Raw genomic sequence first — 18588 nt, 5'->3', positions numbered from 1 at the left:
CAGGGAGGCGGCTACCGTGGTTCCGTGGCTGCCTCATTCCGTGTGCGCTTGGGGCGACAGAGTGTGTGGCGCAGGGCTGTGGAGCGCACAATATGTGCCATGCCCGCTACGCGCCCGAGCCAGCTACTGACCCTTCAATCATTTGGAGACATCAGCCGCTTTCTGCGTGAAGGGGTGGCTGATGAAGAGTCGCGCCAGTTGCGTGACAGCCTGGGGGCGATGTCCACGCAGATCGACGAGGCTGTGCGTACCCGGCGCACCAGCACCGACACCACGGCGATCGGCCGGCGCGTGCTGAGCTTGTCGCACTGCGCGCGCGAGCACCAGCTGTTCCTGACGGGTCTGGGCTCGGCCTGGCACGCGTTGTACGAGTTTGGTGCCTACCAGCGCGCGCTGAGGGAGTTGCGCAATGCGATCACGGACTGGCAGCAGATGCTGGAGCGGCGCAGCCCGAAGGAAAGTGCGAGCTTCGACCAGTTCGAACTTCTCGCCTGGCGCACGCTGGGCGAGGCATTGCTGCTCATCGACATGTATGAGCACCAGAGCGATCCGCCCAGCGACCTGCAGGATGCCGCGCCGCCGCGCAAGCAGTCTGCGTTGCAGCGCGTGCGTGCCTGGTTTCATCGCTGGCGGCGTTGAACCTCTGCGGTGAACGCTGGGGGTTGATAGGGCTTGTTCAAGTCCCTCCCGTATCGCAAAAACAACAATCCAGGGTTGCTGCACTGCCGCACTCCTGTGCTACATTGCTTTCCATGCAAGTTCGCAGCGCGTTTTATTTTTGGTTTTTTATCTCAGTCCCCGGCGGATGAGAGGAAAACGCGCAAGCAAACACAACCTCCCCATACCAACCGCCGACGCTGCAAAGCCCGGCGGTTTTTTGTTTTTCTGCCCTCCCGTTTTTCCATCCCTCCCACTACTTTTACTCCACGAGGAAGCAACCATGACGGCCCCCACCACCCCGACCAGCGATGCCTGGTACCGCAGCGTCGAGAAAACCAGCCAGACCGACGACGAACGTATCAAGGACATCACCGTGTTGCCTCCTCCCGAGCATCTGATCCGCTTTTTCCCGATCCGCGGAACGCCGGTCGAGACGCTGATCACCCAGACCCGCAAGAACATCCACAACATCATGGCCGGCAAGGATGACCGCCTGCTGGTCATCATCGGCCCGTGCTCCATCCACGACCCGGCTGCCGCTGTCGAGTACGCACGCCGCCTCATGGCTGCGCGCGCGCAGTACGCCGACACCCTGGAAATCGTGATGCGCGTGTACTTCGAGAAGCCACGCACCACGGTGGGCTGGAAGGGCCTCATCAACGACCCGTACCTCGACGAAAGCTACCGCATCGACGAAGGCCTGCGCATTGCACGCCAGCTGCTGATCGAGATCAACCGCCTGGGCATGCCCGCCGGCAGCGAGTTCCTCGACGTGATCTCGCCCCAGTACATCGGCGACCTGATCAGCTGGGGCGCCATTGGCGCGCGCACCACCGAAAGCCAGGTGCACCGCGAGCTGGCCTCCGGCATTTCGGCCCCCATCGGCTTCAAGAATGGCACGGACGGCAACATCCGCATCGCCACCGACGCCATCCAGTCGGCCAGCCGGGGCCACCACTTCCTGTCGGTGCACAAGAACGGCCAGGTCGCCATCGTCAACACCAAGGGCAACAAGGACTGCCACGTGATCCTGCGTGGTGGCAAGACGCCCAACTACGACGCCGCCAGCGTGGCCGCCGCCTGCAAGGACCTCGAAGCCGCCAAGCTGCCCGCCACCCTGATGGTGGACTGCAGCCATGCCAACAGCAGCAAACAGCATGAAAAGCAGCTTGAAGTGGCGCGCGACATTGCTTCGCAGCTCGCAGGCGGCTCGCGCAGTGTGTTCGGCCTCATGATCGAGAGCCACCTCACAGCCGGTGCCCAGAAGTTCTCACCGGGCAAGGACCTGCCCGGCGCGCTGGAGTACGGCAAGAGCATCACGGACGCCTGCTTGGGCTGGGACGATTCGCTGACGGCGTTGGCTGAACTGTCCGACGCTGTGAAGGCCCGCCGCGCGCGGTGATCTGCGCCGGTTGCAGGAGGCCCTAAACTGGAAACCCGTGGCGGGCCGTGCAAGGGAGCACGGCAGTCGCCGCCACGGTTTCAGAAGAAAGGCAAACCATCATGCACAGCGAAGTGTCGGTCCGTCTGGCCGGAAACCAGGAATTCCGTTTTGATCTGGAGGGCGCCGAGCCCATGGGCCACGAGGCTGGCAGGCGCTGGCTGGATGATCAGTTCACCGCGCTCGACTGCGAACCCCTGCGCGCCAGCGGCAAGGTGCTGCTGGCGGACAAGGTTCTCACCGTGGCCCGCGCTGCGGGGGCCTCGTTGCTGGCCGACCCGGTATGGTCCCGCGACTTTGCGCGTGCTGCCAGTGCGGCACTTGCCAAGCCGGTAGTGCGCGTGGACGTACCGGGTATGGCGGTATCGTTCTGATTTTTAAGAGAAATCAGGCTCTAGCGCTTTTCAGATAAGCGCAAGCAGCTATTTATTTTGTAGCGATTCCAGCAACTTGGCGTGAATGCCGCCAAACCCCCCGTTGCTCATGCACACGATGTGGTCACCTGGGCGGGCTGCTGCGATGACCTGTTGCACCAGGGTGTCGATGTCGGCAGCGGTTTGTGCTCGCAGGCCCGGGCCCACGCCCAGAGGGGCAAGGGCTTGCGCAGCGTCCCAGTCCAGCCCGGCGGTGTGGCAGAACGCGAGGTCGGCAGGCTCCAGCGCCCACGGCAGCTGGGCCTTCATGGCCCCCAGCTTCATGGTGTTGCTGCGGGGCTCGAACACCGCCAGGATGCGCACGCCCTGGCCCAGGCTGCGGCGCAGGCCGTCCAGCGTGGTTCTTAGGGCCGTGGGATGGTGGGCGAAGTCGTCGTACACCGCAATGCCATTCACCGTGCCGCGCAGCTCCATGCGCCGCTTCACATTCTGAAAGGTCGCCAGTGCCGTGGCGGCGTGCTCAGGGCTCACGCCCACATGGTGGGCGGCCGCAATGGCCGCCAGTGCGTTGAGCTGGTTGTGCACGCCGGTCAGCGCCCACTCCACCCGGGCGGCCTTGCGCCCCTGGTGCAGCACGTCGAATGCCTGGGGGTCGCCTTGTGCCGAAAAGTCGCTGACGGCTTCGCCGAAGCTGGCCACTTCGCTCCAGCAGCCCGTGTGCAGCACGCGGGTGAGGCTTTCTTCGAGACCGTTGACCACCACACGGCCCGATGGCGGCACCGTGCGCACGAGGTGGTGAAACTGCCGCTCGATGGCGGCCAGGTCGTCAAAGATGTCTGCGTGGTCGAACTCCAGGTTGTTCAGCACCGCAGTGCGAGGGCGGTAGTGCACAAACTTGCTGCGCTTGTCGAAGAAGGCGGTGTCGTATTCGTCCGCCTCGATCACGAACAGCGGCGCAGCGCCCAGCGGCGAACTACCGGGCGATGGTCGCCGGGGCGCTCCAAGGCGGGCCGATACGCCGAAGTTCAGGGGGACTCCACCAATCAAAAAGCCCGGTTGCTGCCCGGCACTTTCCAGGATCCAGGCCAGCATCGAGGTCGTCGTCGTCTTGCCGTGCGTGCCGGCAACCGCCAGGACATGGCGGCCCTGCAACACATGCTCGGCCAGCCACTGGGGGCCGCTGGTGTAGGGCAGGCCCGCGTCCAGGATGGCTTCCATCAACGGAAATTTGGGCGAACCGTCGGGCAGGCGGACGCGGCTGACCACGTTTCCAATCACGAACATGTCGGGCTGCAGGGCCAGTTGGTCGGCGCCGAAACCTTCGATCAGGTCGATGCCCAGGGCCCGCAACTGGTCGCTCATCGGCGGGTAAACGCCGGCGTCGCAACCCGTCACCTTGTGGCCCGCTTCGCGCGCGAGGGCGGCCAGGCCACCCATGAACGTGCCGCAGATGCCCAGTATGTGTATATGCATGGGCGCAGATTCTAAGGTTCAATACAAAACAAGCCCCCAGCGCTTGATGGGTAAGCGCGAAGAGCTATGAAAAATATAGTGACCCTCGGGATGCCTGGGGGTAACCCGTGGTTCGGTTCAGTGCTTCAGGCCACAATGCAGTTTCATTCCCTGTTGCGACTTTCCTTGACCGCCATGCACACACCTTTGAGCGACGAAATCGCCCACACCACGGCCCGGCTGGTGGTGGAGGAGGGGCTGGAATGGGGCCCGGCCAAGCGCCGTGCGCTGCGCCAGATGGGCCTGCCTGCCCGTACTCCACTCCCGGACAACGACCAGGTCGAGGCCGCAGTGCGGGAGTACATCGAGCTTTTTTGTGCCGATACGCAGCCGCGTGAACTGCGGGCACTGCGCCAGCTGGCCCTGGTGTGGATGGAGCGCATGGCGGCCTTCCGCCCCCACCTGGCAGGTGCTGTCTGGCATGGCACGGCCACACGGCTGTCCGATATTTATGTGCAATTGTTCTGCGATGACCCTAAATCGGCAGAAATAGCACTGATCGATCACCATGTGGACTACGAGCCGCGCACGGTCACCGGTTTTCATGGCGAGTCGGTCGAGGCATTGAGCCTGGGCAGCAAGTCGCCTGAACTCAATGAGATGATCGGGGTGCACCTGATGATCTATGACCTTGATGACCTGCGCGGCGCCCTTCGTCCGGACGCTAAAGGGCGTGTGCCGCGAGGCGACATGACCGCTGTTCGGCGCCTGCTCCAGGAAGCCCCTGCCCCATGACATCCCATTCCGATCGCCCTGAATCCCTCTCCGCAGCCCGTGATGCACAACCGTCTGCCGCGCGTCGGCGCCTGCTGTATGCAGGGGTGGCGGGCGCAGCAGCGTTGGGTGGCGCAGGCCTGGCATGGTGGAAGTTCCAGCCCCATGCGATGGAGCAAGGGGTGGAAGATGCGCTCTGGACGATGGAGTTCGAAAAGCCTGAAGGGGGCGTGGTGGCGCTGAAGGCACTGGCAGGCAAGCCGTTGCTGCTGAATTTCTGGGCCACTTGGTGTCCACCCTGTGTGGAAGAGCTGCCCATGCTCAATGCCTTCTATCGCCAACAGGCGCAGAACGGGTGGCAAGTTCTGGGATTGGCCATCGACCAGCCTTCTGCCGTGCGCAAGTTCTTGCAGCGCATTCCCCTGGAATTCCCGGTGGGCCTTGCCGGACTGGGCGGCACCGACCTCGGCCGATCGCTGGGCAACCTCACGGGAGGGCTTCCGTTTACCGTGGTGCTCGGAGGGAATGGGCGCGTCCTGCACCGTAAAATGGGGCAAGTCACCGCGCAAGATCTCCAGCTGTGGGCCCCCTTGCGCTGACCGGCCAAGCCTCCCATTCCGGCATTTTTGCAGGGGCCGGCCGCGTATGGGCATGATGTAGTTCATCAAAAATACCTGTGGAAGACGGAGATAGGCTGAAATTGGAGTAAATTCGCGCCCTATTCAGTCATGACTTGCGCAAAGCAGGGTCGGGCAAGCGGTTCGCTCCAGGGCGAGGCGGTTGTTGCGTCCGATGTGCGTAAGCCCTATCAGTTTTATAGCCGTTGGAGCTCCCATGGATCTGCGAAAACTCAAAACCCTCATCGATCTCGTGTCCGAGTCGAACGTATCTGAACTCGAAATCACGGAAGCCGAGGGCAAAGTCCGCATCGTCAAGAGCGTTGGTGGCGTGGTTCAGCAGTACGTTCCTGCCCCGATGCAGGCGCCTGCGGCCCCCGCACCTGCCGCCGCCCAGGTCGCCGAACTGCCCGCACCCGCAGCCCCTGCGGGTCACATCGTCAAATCGCCGATGGTGGGCACGTTCTACCGTTCTTCCAGCCCGGGCGCCAAGGCCTTTGTGGAAGTGGGCAGCCAGGTCAAAGAAGGCGAGACCATCTGCATCATCGAGGCCATGAAGATTCTGAACGAGATCGAGGCCGACAAGTCGGGCACGGTCACCCGCATCCTGGGCGAAAACGGCCAGGCCGTGGAATACGGACAGCCGCTGTTCGTGATCGAATAAGGCGCTCATGTTCAAGAAGATTCTTGTTGCCAATCGCGGCGAAATTGCCCTGCGAATCCAGCGCGCCTGCCATGAACTGGGCGTGAAGGCGGTGATGGTCTACTCCGAGGCCGACCGCGACGCCAAGTACGTCAAGCTGGCGGAAGAAGCGGTGTGCATCGGCCCCGCCCCGTCCCCGCTGTCCTACCTCAACATGCCGGCCATCATCTCGGCTGCCGAAGTGACCGACGCTGAGGCCATCCACCCCGGCTACGGCTTCCTGTCCGAGAACGCCGACTTTGCCGAGCGCGTGGAAAAGAGCGGGTTCCAGTTCATCGGCCCCACGCCGGACAACATTCGCACGATGGGCGACAAGGTCTCGGCCAAGCAGGCCATGATCCGCGCCGGCGTGCCCTGCGTGCCAGGGTCCGAAGGCGAACTGCCCGACGACCCGGTGCAGATCCGCCGCATTGCCAAGGCCGTGGGCTACCCCGTGATCATCAAGGCCGCCGGCGGCGGTGGTGGCCGCGGCATGCGCGTGGTGCACACCGAAGCCGCCCTGGTCAATGCCGTGCAGATGACCAAGGCCGAAGCGGGCGCCGCGTTCGGCAATCCTGCGGTGTACATGGAGAAGTTCCTCCAGAACCCGCGCCACATCGAGATCCAGATACTGGCCGACAAGCACCGCAACGCGGTGTACCTGGGCGAGCGCGACTGCTCCATGCAGCGCCGCCACCAGAAGGTGATCGAAGAGGCGCCGGCTCCGGGCATTCCCCGCAAGCTGATCGAAAAGATCGGCGAGCGCTGCGTAGCCGCCTGCAAGAAGATCGGCTACCGCGGTGCGGGCACGTTCGAGTTCCTGTACGAGAACGGCGAGTTCTACTTCATCGAGATGAACACGCGCGTGCAGGTCGAACACCCCGTGACCGAGTGGATCACCGGCGTGGACATCGTGAAGACGCAGATCATGGTCGCCGCGGGCGAGAAGCTCCCGTTCACCCAGCGCCAGATCGAGATCCGCGGCCATGCCATCGAGTGCCGGATCAACGCGGAAGACCCTTACAAGTTCGTCCCATCCCCCGGACGCATCACCACCTGGCATCCGCCGGGTGGCCCGGGCGTGCGGGTGGACTCGCATGCCTACACCAACTACTTCGTGCCGCCCAACTACGACTCGATGATCGGCAAGATCATCGTGCACGGCGACACGCGCGAGCAGGCCCTGGCCCGCATGCGCACGGCGCTGAACGAGACCGTGATCGAAGGCATCAACACCAACGTGCCGCTGCACCGCGAGCTGATGGTGGACGCCAAGTTCATGGCCGGCGGCACCAACATCCACTACCTGGAAGAGTGGCTGTCGCAGCACAAGCGCTGAAATCGTATTGCGCAGTCATTCGCATGCTGGCTCCTGGCAACGGGTGCCAGCATTTCACTTTTTCTGAGAGGCTTCTATGTTTGAGCTGAGTCTGATGTGTCCCGAGGACCGGATCGAAGCGGTCAGCGATGCGCTGGATGCGCTGGATTCGCTGAGCGTGTCGGTGGAGGATGCCGATGCCCAGACCGACGCCGAGCAGGCCTTGTTTGGCGAGCCTGGCATGCCTCCGCCCAAGGATGGTTGGCAACGCAGCCGGGTGGTGGCGCTTTTTCCGTCGGAGGTGGCTGCACGGGAGGCGCAGCAACTTCTGACCGTACAGGACTTTTTTGCGGGCTGCCAGGTGCTGGGGGTTACCCATGTGCCCGAACAGGACTGGGTGCGGCTTACACAATCGCAGTTTGCGCCCGTGGATATCACGCCGGATTTCTGGATTGTTCCTACTTGGCATGAATTGCCGGCCCAGGCAAAGCGCAGCATCCGGCTGGACCCAGGTCTGGCCTTTGGCACCGGCACCCATCCTACGACCCGCATGTGCCTGCGCTGGATTGCCCGCAATGGCGCAACCGAACCCTCCATGGGCAATCCACTGGGCCGGGTTCTGGACTATGGCTGCGGTTCCGGCATCCTCGCCATTGGCGCGGCCAAGTTTGGAGCCATGGACATTGATGCGGTCGATATTGACCCTGCGGCCGTCGAGTCCACTGCGCTGAATGCGCAGGCCAATGAAGTGCAGCTCCATGCGGGCCTGCCCGACAAGGTGCGGGGCGAATACCAGACGGTGCTGGCGAACATTCTTGCCACTCCCCTTCGCGTGCTTGCGCCCCTGCTCTGCAGCTATGTCGCACCCGGAGGGCATCTGGTTCTGGCAGGCATTCTCGATCGCCAGGCCAATGAGCTGAAAGAGGCTTACGCTCCCTGGCTTCAGCTGGATGTCGCGGATGCAGAAGATGGCTGGATCTTGATGACGGCCCGTCGCTGAGACAGGGAAGATGCCCGCCTCTGCGGGGTCGCACGCGCCTCTACAATCCATCGCTGATGAGCCAGATCACTCGCTGCCCGTCCTGCGCTACCTCATTCAAGGTGGTGGCGGACCAATTGCGCATCTCGCAAGGGTGGGTGCGTTGTGGTCAATGCAAAGAGGTTTTTGATGCTTCGGCGCATTTGCTTCCTGCAGCTTCTCCGGCACTGTTGCCGGATGTCTCGCTGGCCGACATTCGGCCGCCACTTGCCCCCGTAGCGCGCAAGGCGGAGGCTGGGCGGGCCTGGGGTGAGCCACCACCCTCGCAGCCGCCGGCTTCCCCTCCCGTGGGGGGGCGGCCTGGGGCCGCAGATGCCGCAGCGTTCTCTTTTTCCCCCGTGAGTGTTCCCTCCGAGGCGGCTGGGGAGTATTCGGAGGTGCATACGCCTGTGGGGTCCCCTGTGCTGGAGGTGCCTCAGCCTGCGGTGCCCGCATTTCTCTCCGCAGCGGGTGGGGTGGTCGCTTCTGGTGAAAATTCTGGTGTGGGCCATCTCGTGCCATTTGCCTGGCGGCCTGACACACCATTCAACGTGCCTGCAACTGGTAGGGGGGGCACAGCGTTGCAGGGCGATTCCCCGCCCCCGGTAGTTTTTGCGGGGACGGCTGTCGGTGGCCATGGGCCTTCGTCGGATGCGGTACAAATGCGGGTCGCCTCTCCTCCTTCGCCAGCTGCTGTGCGGGGTGTGGGCCATGGAGAGCCAGGTTACGAGCTGCCCTTTGCCGCTCTGCGAGGCGCCGAGGATGGAGCCCCTGATTCGGTGGCGCCTGTGGCGCTGACCCCGATGGGCTATCCGGCGCTGGAGTTGCCCATCAAGCCGCCGGTCGTTCCTCTGCAAGACACGGAGCCGGACCATGGTGCCCCGGCGACGCCGTCTGCGGCGAAGGGAGTGACAGAGCCCCTGCCGCCGGTGGATTTTTCGCCGTCGCCTGAGATCGCGGAGTTTGAGCCAGAGGCACTCGCGCTGGTCGAAGACCATTCACCGGCAACCGTGTTGCAGGCACCTTCCCGCAAGCCCTCTTCAGCCCGGGAGAGGGCGGACCCTGCCGACGAAGATGAAGGCCTGGACGCCGGACAAGAGGTCAGCTTTGTGGTCGCTGCGCGGCGCAAGGCGTTTTGGCGTAAACCGATGGTGCGCGTGGTGCTTGCCGTGCTGCTTCTGTTGTCTGTAGTGGGGCTTGGGCTGCAGGTCGCCGTCCAGGAACGTGATCGCCTTGCAGCAATGGATGTTCGAACAAGGCCGTGGTTGATGGCGCTGTGCGCTTCCCTGCGGTGCGAAATTGCGCCGCAGCGCGAGATTGCGGATGTGGTCATCGACAGTTCCTCGTTCAACAAGGCCAGGGGTGACAGCTATCAACTTGCCCTGACCATGAAGAGCAAGTCATCGACACCTTTGGCGATGCCTGCCGTCGAGTTGACGTTGACCGATGCGCAGGACCAGCCTGTGCTTCGGCGCGTGCTGCTGCCGACCGACATGGGGGCTCCGATGGAACTGCCTGCACGTGGTGAGTGGAGCGCGTCGGTGTCCGTGCTTGTGACCACTGGAGGCGCGCGCGTCGCGGGCTATCGGTTGCTGGCGTTCTATCCCTGATATTTTTTACCAACCTACCTTTCTGATATGGCTGCCCTCATTTGCGGTTCTCTGGCGTTCGACACCATCATGACCTTCGAGGGGCGTTTTGCCGAGCAGATACTGCCTGACCAATTGCACATCCTGAACGTCTCTTTCCTGGTGCCTTCGTTGCGACGTGACTTTGGAGGCTGCGCGGGCAACATCGCGTACAGCCTCAAACTGCTGGGCGGTGAACCGTTGCCGATGGCCATGCTAGGGAGTGATGGCTCTGAATATCTGCAGCGCCTGGAGTCGCTCGGTATCAGCGCGCGACATGTAGGGCAGGTGCAGGACACCTATACCGCACAAGCAATGATCATGACCGACCGTGACAACAATCAGATCACGGCATTCCACCCCGGCGCGATGATGCAGGCGCATTTGAATCGTATTGATGCCAATGCGGGTGTGAGGGTGGGGATCGTTGCTCCAGATGGGCGTGATGCCATGCTGGAGCATGCCGCCCAATTCGTAGCGGCGGGTATTCCTTTTGTGTTTGATCCAGGCCAGGGCCTGCCCATGTTCAATGGGGAAGAGCTGGCGCAGTTTGTTGGTCAAGCGTCCTGGGTGGCGGTCAATGACTATGAGGGGAAAATGCTTTGCGACCGCACGGGTTGGACCCTTGCCGAGATCTCGCGCAAGGTGCTGGGGCTGGTGGTCACGCTGGGCGCAGAAGGTTGCGAGGTGTGGGTCGACGGAGAGAAAACCCATGTGCCACCGGTGGTGCCAGCCCAGGTGGTGGACCCCACGGGGTGTGGTGATGCCTGGCGCGGTGCGTTGTTGTTTGGCCTGGAAAAGGGTTGGCCGCTGGTTCGTTGTGCCGAATTGGGCAACCGGGTAGGTGCCCTCAAGATCGCGCAGCGAGGCCCGCAGAACTACACACTGGATTTCACCCCCGGGTAGCCTTGCGCTTTGGCGAGGTTGCGGAAACGGAGCGAGACGTGGGTTGAGGATGTGGTGCTGCGTGTGGCGCAGAAGATATCGACAGGCATAAAAAAACCCGGTGCACAGGCACCGGGTTGAGCGTGTGATACGCCAGGATTAGGGCTTGTTGCCCGTCGGGAAAGGCCAGGCCGCCTGAGGGTTCAGGGTGGTCTGGGCTGCTGGAGCAGCAGCAGGGGCAGGCGCCTTGGGGGCCTTCTTGGCCGGTGCCGCTTTCTTTGCAGGAGCCTTTGCGGGGGCTGCCTTCTTGGCGGTTGCTGCCTTCTTGGCGGGAGCAGCGGCCTTCTTTGCCGGTGCTGCTGCCTTCTTGGCAGGTGCGGCCTTCTTTGCTGCTACTGCCTTCTTGGCGGGAGCGGCCTTCTTTGCCGGTGCTGCTGCCTTCTTGGCGGGTGCAGCCTTCTTCGCTGCTACTGCCTTCTTGGCGGGAGCGGCCTTCTTTGCCGGTGCTGCTGCCTTCTTGGCAGGTGCGGCCTTCTTCGCTGCTACTGCCTTCTTGGCGGGAGCGGCCTTCTTTGCCGGTGCTGCTGCCTTCTTGGCAGGCGCGGCCTTCTTCGCTGCTACTGCCTTCTTGGCGGGAGCGGCCTTCTTTGCCGGTGCTGCTGCCTTCTTGGCAGGTGCAGCCTTCTTCGCTGCTACTGGTTTTGCAGGTGCAGCTTTTTTCGCTGGTGCAGCCTTCTTAGCGGCTGGTTTTTTCGCAGTTGCCATCATGTTCTCCTTGGGTCAATTTGCAAAGAGCACTTCCTGTCTGCAGTGGACAGAAAGCGATCCATGGGGATGGAGGAAAACTCCATCCCCATGAACACGGAAACGCCCCACACGGCGGCGCTCTGAGGCGCTGTCTGTGGTGGGCGTGGTGTAGATATCCATGGTGGTGTGATGCCTGCAAATAAAAGAGGCGCTAGTCCCAGGACAGCGCACCACCGGACTGGTATTCAATCACTCGGGTTTCGAAGAAGTTGCGTTCTTTCTTCAAGTCGATCATTTCGCTCATCCACGGGAACGGGTTCTCCTCATTGGGGAACAGCGTCTCGAGTCCAATCTGCGTGGCGCGGCGGTTGGCGATGTAGCGCAGGTAGCCCTTGAACATCGATGCGTTCATGCCCAGCACGCCACGCGGCATGGTGTCCTCGGCGTAGCGGTACTCGAGCTCCACGGCTTTCATGAATAACGCGTTGATCTCGGCCTTGAACTCGGCCGTCCAAAGGTGTGGATTCTCCAGCTTGAGCTGGTTGATCAGGTCGATGCCAAAGTTGCAATGCATCGACTCGTCACGCAGGATGTATTGGTACTGCTCTGCAGCGCCGGTCATCTTGTTCTGTCGACCCAGCGCAAGGATCTGTGTGAAGCCCACGTAGAAGAACAGGCCTTCCATCAGGCAGGCAAACACGATCAGCGACTTGAGCAGCGTCTGGTCGGTCTCGAAGGTGCCGGTGTGGAAGTTGGGGTCCATGATCGCTTCGATGAAGGGGATCAGGAACTGGTCCTTGTCGCGGATCGAGGGCACTTCCAGGTAGGCGTTGAAGATCTCGCCTTCGTCCAGACCGAGTGACTCCACGATGTACTGGTAGGCGTGTGTGTGGATTGCTTCCTCGAACGCCTGGCGCAGCAGGAACTGGCGGCACTCGGGTGCCGTGATGTGGCGGTAGGTGCCCAGCACGATGTTGTTGGCGGCCAGCGAGTCGGCGGTCACGAAGAAGCCGAGGTTGCGCTTGATGATGCGGCGCTCGTCTTCGGTCAGGCCGTTCGGGTCCTTCCACAACGCGATGTCGCGCGTCATGTTCACCTCTTGTGGCATCCAGTGGTTGGCGCAGGTGGCGAGGTACTTTTCCCACGCCCACTTGTACTTGAACGGGACCAGTTGATTGACGTCGGTCTGGCCGTTGATGATGCGCTTGTCGGCAGCGTTCACACGGCGTTGCGTGGCTGCGGCGGGTGCTGCTTGCGGTGCTGCGGAGGCCGTCAGCGATGCGTGCACGGCCTGCGAGGAAGGGGTCTGGAAAGACAGGGGCGGCTGTCCCACCGAGTGGCTCTTGTTCAGTCCACCGTCCAGTTGATTTTGCGATGAGGGCTTGACTTCTTCGTCCCAGGACAACATAGATTTTCCAGTGTTCGGATTATGAAAGCAGTGCTGCAAAAAGAAAAGCACTGAAGCGTTGTGCAGCAACGATTTGTTGCTTCACAGCACACGCGCGACACCTCAAGAGAGTCCGAGGCGTCGCGCACGAAGTCCTTATTGGCAGGCTTCGCAACCGGGATCGTCGATGGCGCAGAACTTAACGTCGGTAGCAGGCACAGCTGCTGCTTGATGGGCGGCTGTAGCGGCCGCCGCCTCCAGCGCGCCGGGTTGGGCTTGAGCGGGCGCCGAAGCGGACGATGCGCCGCTGTCGTTGCCTGACGAAACCGCGTTGAGTTGGCGCGTGTTCACGGTGCTCATTTCGACGTGCGTGGCGCTCTGTGTGCGCAGGTAATACGTGGTCTTGAGGCCACGGATCCACGCCAGTTTGTAGGTGTCGTCGAGCTTCTTGCCCGATGCACCTGCCATATAGATATTCAGGCTCTGTGCCTGATCGATCCACTTCTGGCGACGCGATGCCGCTTCGACCAGCCACTGGGCTTCGACTTCAAAGGCCGTCGAGTACAGAGCCTTGATATCCTGGGGCACGCGATCGATGGGGTGCAAAGATCCCTTGAAGTGTTTGAGGTCCATGATCATCACGTCGTCCCACAGGCCCAGGCGCTTGAGGTCGCGTACCAAGCCGCCGTTGATCACGGTGAACTCACCCGACAGGTTGGACTTGACCGACAGGTTGCCGAACGAAGGCTCGATCGAGGCGTCCACGCCGATGATGTTGGAGATGGTGGCCGTGGGGGCGATGGCGACGCAGTTGGAGTTGCGCATGCCGTCCTGGGCGATCTTCTTGCGCAGGGCATCCCAGTCGAGCGTGGCAGAGCGGTCCACTTCCACGTAGCCGCCGCGTGCTGTGGCCAGCATGTCCAGCGTATCGAGGGGCAGGATGCCCTGGTCCCACAGTGAGCCCTTGTAGCTGGAATACTGGCCGCGTTCCTTGGCCAGCTCGGTCGAGGCCCAGTAGGCGTAGTAGCAGATGGCTTCCATCGACTTGTCGGCGAACTCCACGGCCGCCTGCGAGGCGTAGGGAATGCGCAACTCGTACAGACTGTCCTGGAATGCCATCACACCCAGGCCCACCGGGCGGTGGCGCAGGTTGGAGTCACGGGCTTTCGTGACTGCGTAGTAGTTGATGTCGATCACGTTGTCCAGCATGCGCATGGCAACGGTGATGGTCTTCTTGAGCTTGTCGTGGTCGAGTTGGCCGTCTTTAATATGCTGCAGCAGATTCACCGAGCCCAGGTTGCACACGGCGGTTTCAGTGTCGCTGGTGTTCAGCGTGATCTCGGTGCACAGATTCGACGAATGCACCACGCCGGCATGCTGCTGGGGCGAGCGCACGTTGCAGGCATCCTTGAAAGTGATCCAGGGATGGCCGGTCTCGAACAGCATGGTCAGCATCTTGCGCCACATGTCGGTGGCTTGCACCGTCTTGGAGGGCTTGATCTCGCCGCGCGCAGCCTTCTGTTCGTAGGCCACGTAGGCCTTCTCGAACGCGGTGCCGAACAGGTCGTGCAGGTCGGGCACGTCGGAGGGCGAGAACAGGGTCCATGTGCCCTTTTCCATCACCCGGCGCATGAACAGGTCGGGGATCCAGTTGGCGGTGTTCATGTCGTGCGTGCGGCGGCGGTCATCGCCGGTGTTCTTGCGCAGCTCCAGGAACTCCTCAATGTCCAGGTGCCAGGTTTCCAGGTAGGTGCAGACGGCGCCTTTGCGCTTGCCGCCCTGGTTCACGGCCACGGCCGTGTCATTCACCACTTTGAGGAAGGGCACCACGCCCTGCGATTCGCCGTTCGTGCCCTTGATGTGCGAGCCCAGGGCCCGCACGCGGGTCCAGTCGTTGCCCAGGCCGCCGGCAAACTTGGACAGCAGCGCGTTCTCCTTGATGGAGTCGTAGATGCCTTCGAGGTGGTCGGGCACGGTGGTCAGGTAGCACGAGGACAGCTGCGAGCGCAGCGTGCCGCTGTTGAACAGCGTGGGCGTGCTGGACATGAAGTCGAAGCTCGAGAGGATCTCGTAGAACTCGATGGCACGGGCTTCACGGTCGGCTTCGTTGAGCGACAGGCCCATGGCCACGCGCATGAAGAAGCACTGGGGCAGCTCGATGCGGGTCTTGCGCACGTGCAGGAAGTAGCGGTCGTACAGGGTCTGCAGGCCCAGGTAGTCGAACTGCAGGTCGCGGTCGGCCTTGAGGGCGGCGCCCAGGCGGGCCAGGTCGAACGTCAGCAGGCGCGGGTCCAGCAGTTCGTTGTCCACCCCCTTCTTGATGAACTGAGGGAAGTACTCGATGTACGCTTGGCCCATTGCATCCTGCGTGACTTCGCGGCCCAGTACTTCACGCACGATGGTGTGCAGCAGCAGGCGGGCGGTGGCGTAGGTGTAGTCGGGGTCTTTTTCGATGAGCGTACGTGCCGCCAGGATGGACGCCTTGTAGACCTCGTCCATGGGGACGCCGTCGTACAGGTTGCGCATGGTCTCGGCCACGATAGGGTCGGCCTTCACGTCGGCGCCCAGGTTCACGCAGGCAGACTCAATCAATGCTTGCAACCGCCTGGGGTCGAGCGCGATGCGCTCGCCACCGTCGATGACTTGCAGCAGCGGGGTAGACACCACCGGAGCTTGCTGCTCGGTCTGGCGAGCGCGCTCCTGGGTGCGGCGCTCGCGGTACAGCACATAGGCGCGGGCGATTTCATGGTGGCCGCCACGCATCAGGCCCAGTTCCACCTGGTCCTGTACGTCTTCAATATGGAAGGTGCCGCCGCCGGGGCGCGAGCGCACCAGGGCCCGGGTGACGTTGTGGGTCAGGGTGTCCACGACCTCGCGCACGCTGGCGGACGCTGCGCCTTGTGTGCCATGCACTGCCAGGAAGGCCTTCATCATTGCCACTGCAATTTTCTGTGGCTCGAACGGCACGACCGCTCCATTGCGGCGAATGATCTGATAGTGCGCCAGCGAGTTGCCAGCCGCAGTTTGTGCGGGCTGGGAGGCCGAGGTCTCGGCAGAGATCGCTTGGGGCGTGGAAGGCGTGTTCAAAGCAGCTTGCATGGGGGTCCTCTTCTGTGGGCTGTCTGGGGTGTGGTGCGCGGCCTGGATGCCGTCGCAGCGTGCGATTGATGCGGCGGACTACTGTCTGGCGCACACTATATATGGTGTGTCATATGCATTCAAGACACTACCGGTAGTGTACTGCCCTAAACCATCGGGAAAAGCGAAACAGCATGTCAGCGCTGCCAGAAGCCCTTGGGATGACCCCGCTGGAATCCCTTGCCACTGCGAAAAAGTAGAAAGAAACCCGCGCAAAAACAAGCGTTTCGAGCGGGTTTTCTCCCCGAAGCCGCACGGTGTCTGGGTATGCACTTATGTGCAGTTGCACAAAGAAAAAAGTCGCTTGACGTGGCGCTGCCACCATGCATTCAGCTGGCGGCTTGTATGGCGGGTCGGGTGGGCGGTGGAAAGCGCAGCAGTGGCCAGTGCAGTGCTTTTTGCACCCGCACCCAGTCGAACCCCGGCCCCGGGTCCTGCTTGCGTCCGGGTGCGATGTGTTCATGCCCGGCGATGTGTTCGATGGGGTAGCGCTGCTCAATGTCCCGGCAGAGCATGGCCAGTGTCTGGTACTGCGCGGACTCGAACGCCAGCCCCTCAAGGCCCTCCAGTTCAATGCCGATCGAATCGTCATTGCACTGGCCGCGCCCGCGATAGGCCGACTGGCCAGCGTGCCAAGCCCGGCGGTCGCAGTCCACAAACTGCCAAAGGGCGCCAGCGCGGTCAATGAAGAAATGCGACGACACCGCCAAGCCTCGGATGCTCTGGTAGTACGGATGAGCGTCCCAGTCCAGCGTGTTGGTGAACAGCTGTTGCACTGCGTTCCCTCCGTATTCGCCTGGCGGCAAGCTGATGGAGTGCACCACGATCAGGTCGATGAAGGACGCTGCTGCGGTGGGACGCAAGCCGTGGTTGGGGGATTCCAGTCTTGTGGCTGCGCGGTGCCACCCCCCATCCCAAGGCGGGAGTCCGTCTGGCTCCGCTTCAGCCGATTTCGTCATGCGGGTCCTGGTCATTGGGAACGGCGATGTTCAGCCGGGCGATGCGGTAGCGTATTTGGCGCAGGCTGATGCCCAGCCGGGCTGCAGTTGCGGTCCGGTTGAAGCCCGCCTCGCGCAGGGCGCGGATCAGGATGTCCCGCTCCTGCTGGTCCAGCCAGGCCTGAAGGTCATTGGGCAGAGGCACCAAGCCGCCCACATTGGTGGCGGGCGCTGGTGGTGAGTAGGGGACCTGCGCCTCGGCGTGGTTGGGAAGGGCGGGCGCTGTAATCGGGCGCGCCTTCAGCGGGTCTGGGGTGCCGGAGGGCCAATCCACATTCAGTTCGTCCCCGTCACTGAGCGCCACGGCCCGGTGCAGCAGGTTTTCCAGTTCCCGGACGTTGCCGGTCAGGGGGTGCGCCGCAATGGCCTGGAGCGCATGCTCTGTAAGGGAGGGCACCGGCATGCCGGACTCCTGGGCAATGCGCGCCAGCAGCGCGGAGCACAGCACAGGCAGATCTTCGCGCCGTTCGCGCAACGGGGGGATCACGATCTCGATCACATTGAGCCGGTAGTAGAGATCCTGCCGGAAGCGGCCCGATTGCACGTCTGCGGCCAGGTCGCGGTGCGTGGCACTGACGATGCGCACATCCACCGTCTCTTCCTGGGTGGAACCCAGCGGCCGCACGCTCCGCTCCTGGATGGCGCGCAGCAATTTGGACTGCATGGCCAGGGGCAGGTCACCGATTTCGTCCAGAAAAAGTGTGCCGCCACGGGCGGCCTGAAAGTAGCCATCCCGGTCCTGGTTGGCGCCGGTGTAGGAACCTTTTCGGGCTCCAAAAAATTCCGCCTCCAGCAGGTTCTCGGGGATGGCGCCACAGTTCACGGCCACCAGCGGCCCATCTGCACGCTGGCTGCTGGCATGCAGCGCCTGCGCCACCAATTCCTTGCCCGTGCCGGATTCACCATGAATCAGCACGGGCGCCATGCCGCGCGCCACCTTGGCCACCCGCTGCTTGACGTTGCGGATGGCCTCGGAGGCCCCCACCATCCGGTCCAGCGCGGAGCCCGCCGCTAAGGGATCTGCGCTGAAAGTGCCCTGCCGACCTTGTACGCCCCCCGTACGTGCTGCCCGGGGCGCAGGGACGCCCCCCGTACCCTGCACGGCCGATGCGACCACCGAACGGAACTGCTTCAGGTCCACGGGCTTGGTCAGGTAGTCAAACGCACCGGAGCGCAGGGCTTCCACGGCGTTCTCGGCCGACCCATACGCCGTCATGACCACGCAGCGCTCACGGCGCTGCTGGTCGCGCAGGTCCTGCAGCAGTTCCATGCCGAAGCCGTCAGGCAGGCGCATGTCGGTGATGACGGCATCGAAACGGTGGGCTTTGAGCTGATCGCGAGCCTCCTGGACGCTGGATGCGGTTTCCACACGGTAGCCTTCGCGCAGCAAGGTCAGCTCGTACAAGGTGCGCAGGTCAGGTTCGTCGTCCACGACGAGGATGGAAGCAGTAGGGGCGTTCATGGCAAGG

At 62.8% G+C, this 18588-nt stretch carries 16 protein-coding genes and 1 pseudogene; 11 read left to right on the top strand and 6 right to left on the bottom strand.

Translation table 11 applies throughout. The annotated features are described in order from the left end of the window. The first annotated feature begins 99 nt into the window (after window positions 1-99). The 3 genes from ASE39_RS03870 to ASE39_RS03860 all read left to right on the top strand — a co-directional run bounded on the left by ASE39_RS03870 (window position 100) and on the right by ASE39_RS03860 (window position 2475). On the top strand, window positions 100-639 hold the full coding sequence (locus tag ASE39_RS03870) for a hypothetical protein (protein WP_057270219.1): 540 nt from the start codon (window positions 100-102) through the stop codon (window positions 637-639). 301 nt (window positions 640-940) lie between these two features. Beyond that, on the top strand, window positions 941-2062 hold the full coding sequence (locus ASE39_RS03865; protein ID WP_010466458.1) for a 3-deoxy-7-phosphoheptulonate synthase: 1122 nt from the start codon (window positions 941-943) through the stop codon (window positions 2060-2062). 101 nt (window positions 2063-2163) lie between these two features. Continuing rightward, window positions 2164-2475, top strand: a complete 312-nt coding sequence (locus tag ASE39_RS03860; RefSeq protein ID WP_010466457.1) for a hypothetical protein — start codon at window positions 2164-2166, stop codon at window positions 2473-2475. A 48-nt stretch (window positions 2476-2523) separates the two neighbouring features. Here the strand turns inward: ASE39_RS03860 and mpl are convergent, their stop codons facing one another. Beyond that, window positions 2524-3948: a UDP-N-acetylmuramate:L-alanyl-gamma-D-glutamyl-meso-diaminopimelate ligase gene (gene mpl / locus ASE39_RS03855; protein ID WP_057226186.1), complete on the bottom strand. Its 1425-nt coding sequence runs from the start codon at window positions 3946-3948 to the stop codon at window positions 2524-2526. Window positions 3949-4122: 174 nt separating this feature from the next. Here mpl and ASE39_RS03850 point away from each other — a divergent pair, with 174 nt between their 5' ends. The 8 genes and pseudogenes from ASE39_RS03850 (at window position 4123) to ASE39_RS03820 (ending at window position 10870) form a co-directional block, all read left to right on the top strand. Further along, window positions 4123-4722, top strand: a complete 600-nt coding sequence (locus ASE39_RS03850; RefSeq protein WP_029414336.1) for a hypothetical protein — start codon at window positions 4123-4125, stop codon at window positions 4720-4722. Beyond that, window positions 4719-5300, top strand: coding sequence for a TlpA disulfide reductase family protein (locus tag ASE39_RS03845; RefSeq protein WP_057270218.1), 582 nt, complete (start codon window positions 4719-4721; stop codon window positions 5298-5300). Before ASE39_RS03850 ends, ASE39_RS03845 begins: the two co-directional genes overlap by 4 nt. A gap of 235 nt (window positions 5301-5535) precedes the next feature. Next, on the top strand, window positions 5536-5982 hold the full coding sequence (gene accB / locus ASE39_RS03840) for an acetyl-CoA carboxylase biotin carboxyl carrier protein (RefSeq protein WP_010466453.1): 447 nt from the start codon (window positions 5536-5538) through the stop codon (window positions 5980-5982). Between the two features lie 7 nt (window positions 5983-5989). Then, on the top strand, window positions 5990-7339 hold the full coding sequence (gene accC, locus ASE39_RS03835; RefSeq protein ID WP_010466452.1) for an acetyl-CoA carboxylase biotin carboxylase subunit: 1350 nt from the start codon (window positions 5990-5992) through the stop codon (window positions 7337-7339). 76 nt (window positions 7340-7415) lie between these two features. Then, the gene (prmA, locus tag ASE39_RS03830) at window positions 7416-8318 is read left to right on the top strand and encodes a 50S ribosomal protein L11 methyltransferase (protein WP_057226191.1); all 903 of its coding nucleotides are present in this window, start codon (window positions 7416-7418) and stop codon (window positions 8316-8318) included. A gap of 56 nt (window positions 8319-8374) precedes the next feature. After that, window positions 8375-8479: pseudogene (locus tag ASE39_RS27250) on the top strand (zinc-ribbon domain-containing protein); the annotation flags it as partial. A gap of 645 nt (window positions 8480-9124) precedes the next feature. Further along, complete coding sequence (locus tag ASE39_RS27025) at window positions 9125-9946, top strand: DUF3426 domain-containing protein (RefSeq protein WP_057270217.1); 822 nt, start codon at window positions 9125-9127, stop codon at window positions 9944-9946. A gap of 27 nt (window positions 9947-9973) precedes the next feature. After that, window positions 9974-10870 (top strand): carbohydrate kinase family protein, encoded by an 897-nt coding sequence (locus ASE39_RS03820; protein ID WP_010466449.1) that lies wholly within the window; start codon window positions 9974-9976, stop codon window positions 10868-10870. A gap of 138 nt (window positions 10871-11008) precedes the next feature. Here ASE39_RS03820 and ASE39_RS27020 read toward each other — a convergent pair whose 3' ends face one another. The 5 genes from ASE39_RS27020 to ASE39_RS03795 all read right to left on the bottom strand — a co-directional run bounded on the left by ASE39_RS27020 (window position 11009) and on the right by ASE39_RS03795 (window position 18581). Then, a complete protein-coding gene (locus ASE39_RS27020) occupies window positions 11009-11614 on the bottom strand; it encodes a hypothetical protein (RefSeq protein ID WP_057270330.1) in 606 nt (201 codons plus the stop codon). Between the two features lie 193 nt (window positions 11615-11807). After that, window positions 11808-13004: a ribonucleotide-diphosphate reductase subunit beta gene (locus ASE39_RS03810; protein WP_057270216.1), complete on the bottom strand. Its 1197-nt coding sequence runs from the start codon at window positions 13002-13004 to the stop codon at window positions 11808-11810. A gap of 135 nt (window positions 13005-13139) precedes the next feature. Further along, a complete protein-coding gene (locus ASE39_RS03805) occupies window positions 13140-16082 on the bottom strand; it encodes a ribonucleoside-diphosphate reductase subunit alpha (protein WP_010459607.1) in 2943 nt (980 codons plus the stop codon). 368 nt (window positions 16083-16450) lie between these two features. Further along, window positions 16451-17080: a 1,6-anhydro-N-acetylmuramyl-L-alanine amidase AmpD gene (ampD, locus tag ASE39_RS03800; RefSeq protein WP_057226197.1), complete on the bottom strand. Its 630-nt coding sequence runs from the start codon at window positions 17078-17080 to the stop codon at window positions 16451-16453. After that, the gene (locus tag ASE39_RS03795; RefSeq protein ID WP_057270215.1) at window positions 17064-18581 is read right to left on the bottom strand and encodes a sigma-54 dependent transcriptional regulator; all 1518 of its coding nucleotides are present in this window, start codon (window positions 18579-18581) and stop codon (window positions 17064-17066) included. The genes ampD and ASE39_RS03795 overlap by 17 nt, the downstream gene beginning before the upstream one ends. Window positions 18582-18588 lie beyond the last annotated feature (7 nt).

Origin of the sequence: Acidovorax sp. Root267 (genome assembly GCF_001429215.1) — a bacterium.
Taxonomy (GTDB): domain Bacteria; phylum Pseudomonadota; class Gammaproteobacteria; order Burkholderiales; family Burkholderiaceae_C; genus Acidovorax; species Acidovorax radicis.
Note: the sequence above shows the minus strand (reverse complement) of the source record. Positions and strands in the feature narration are given on the sequence as shown.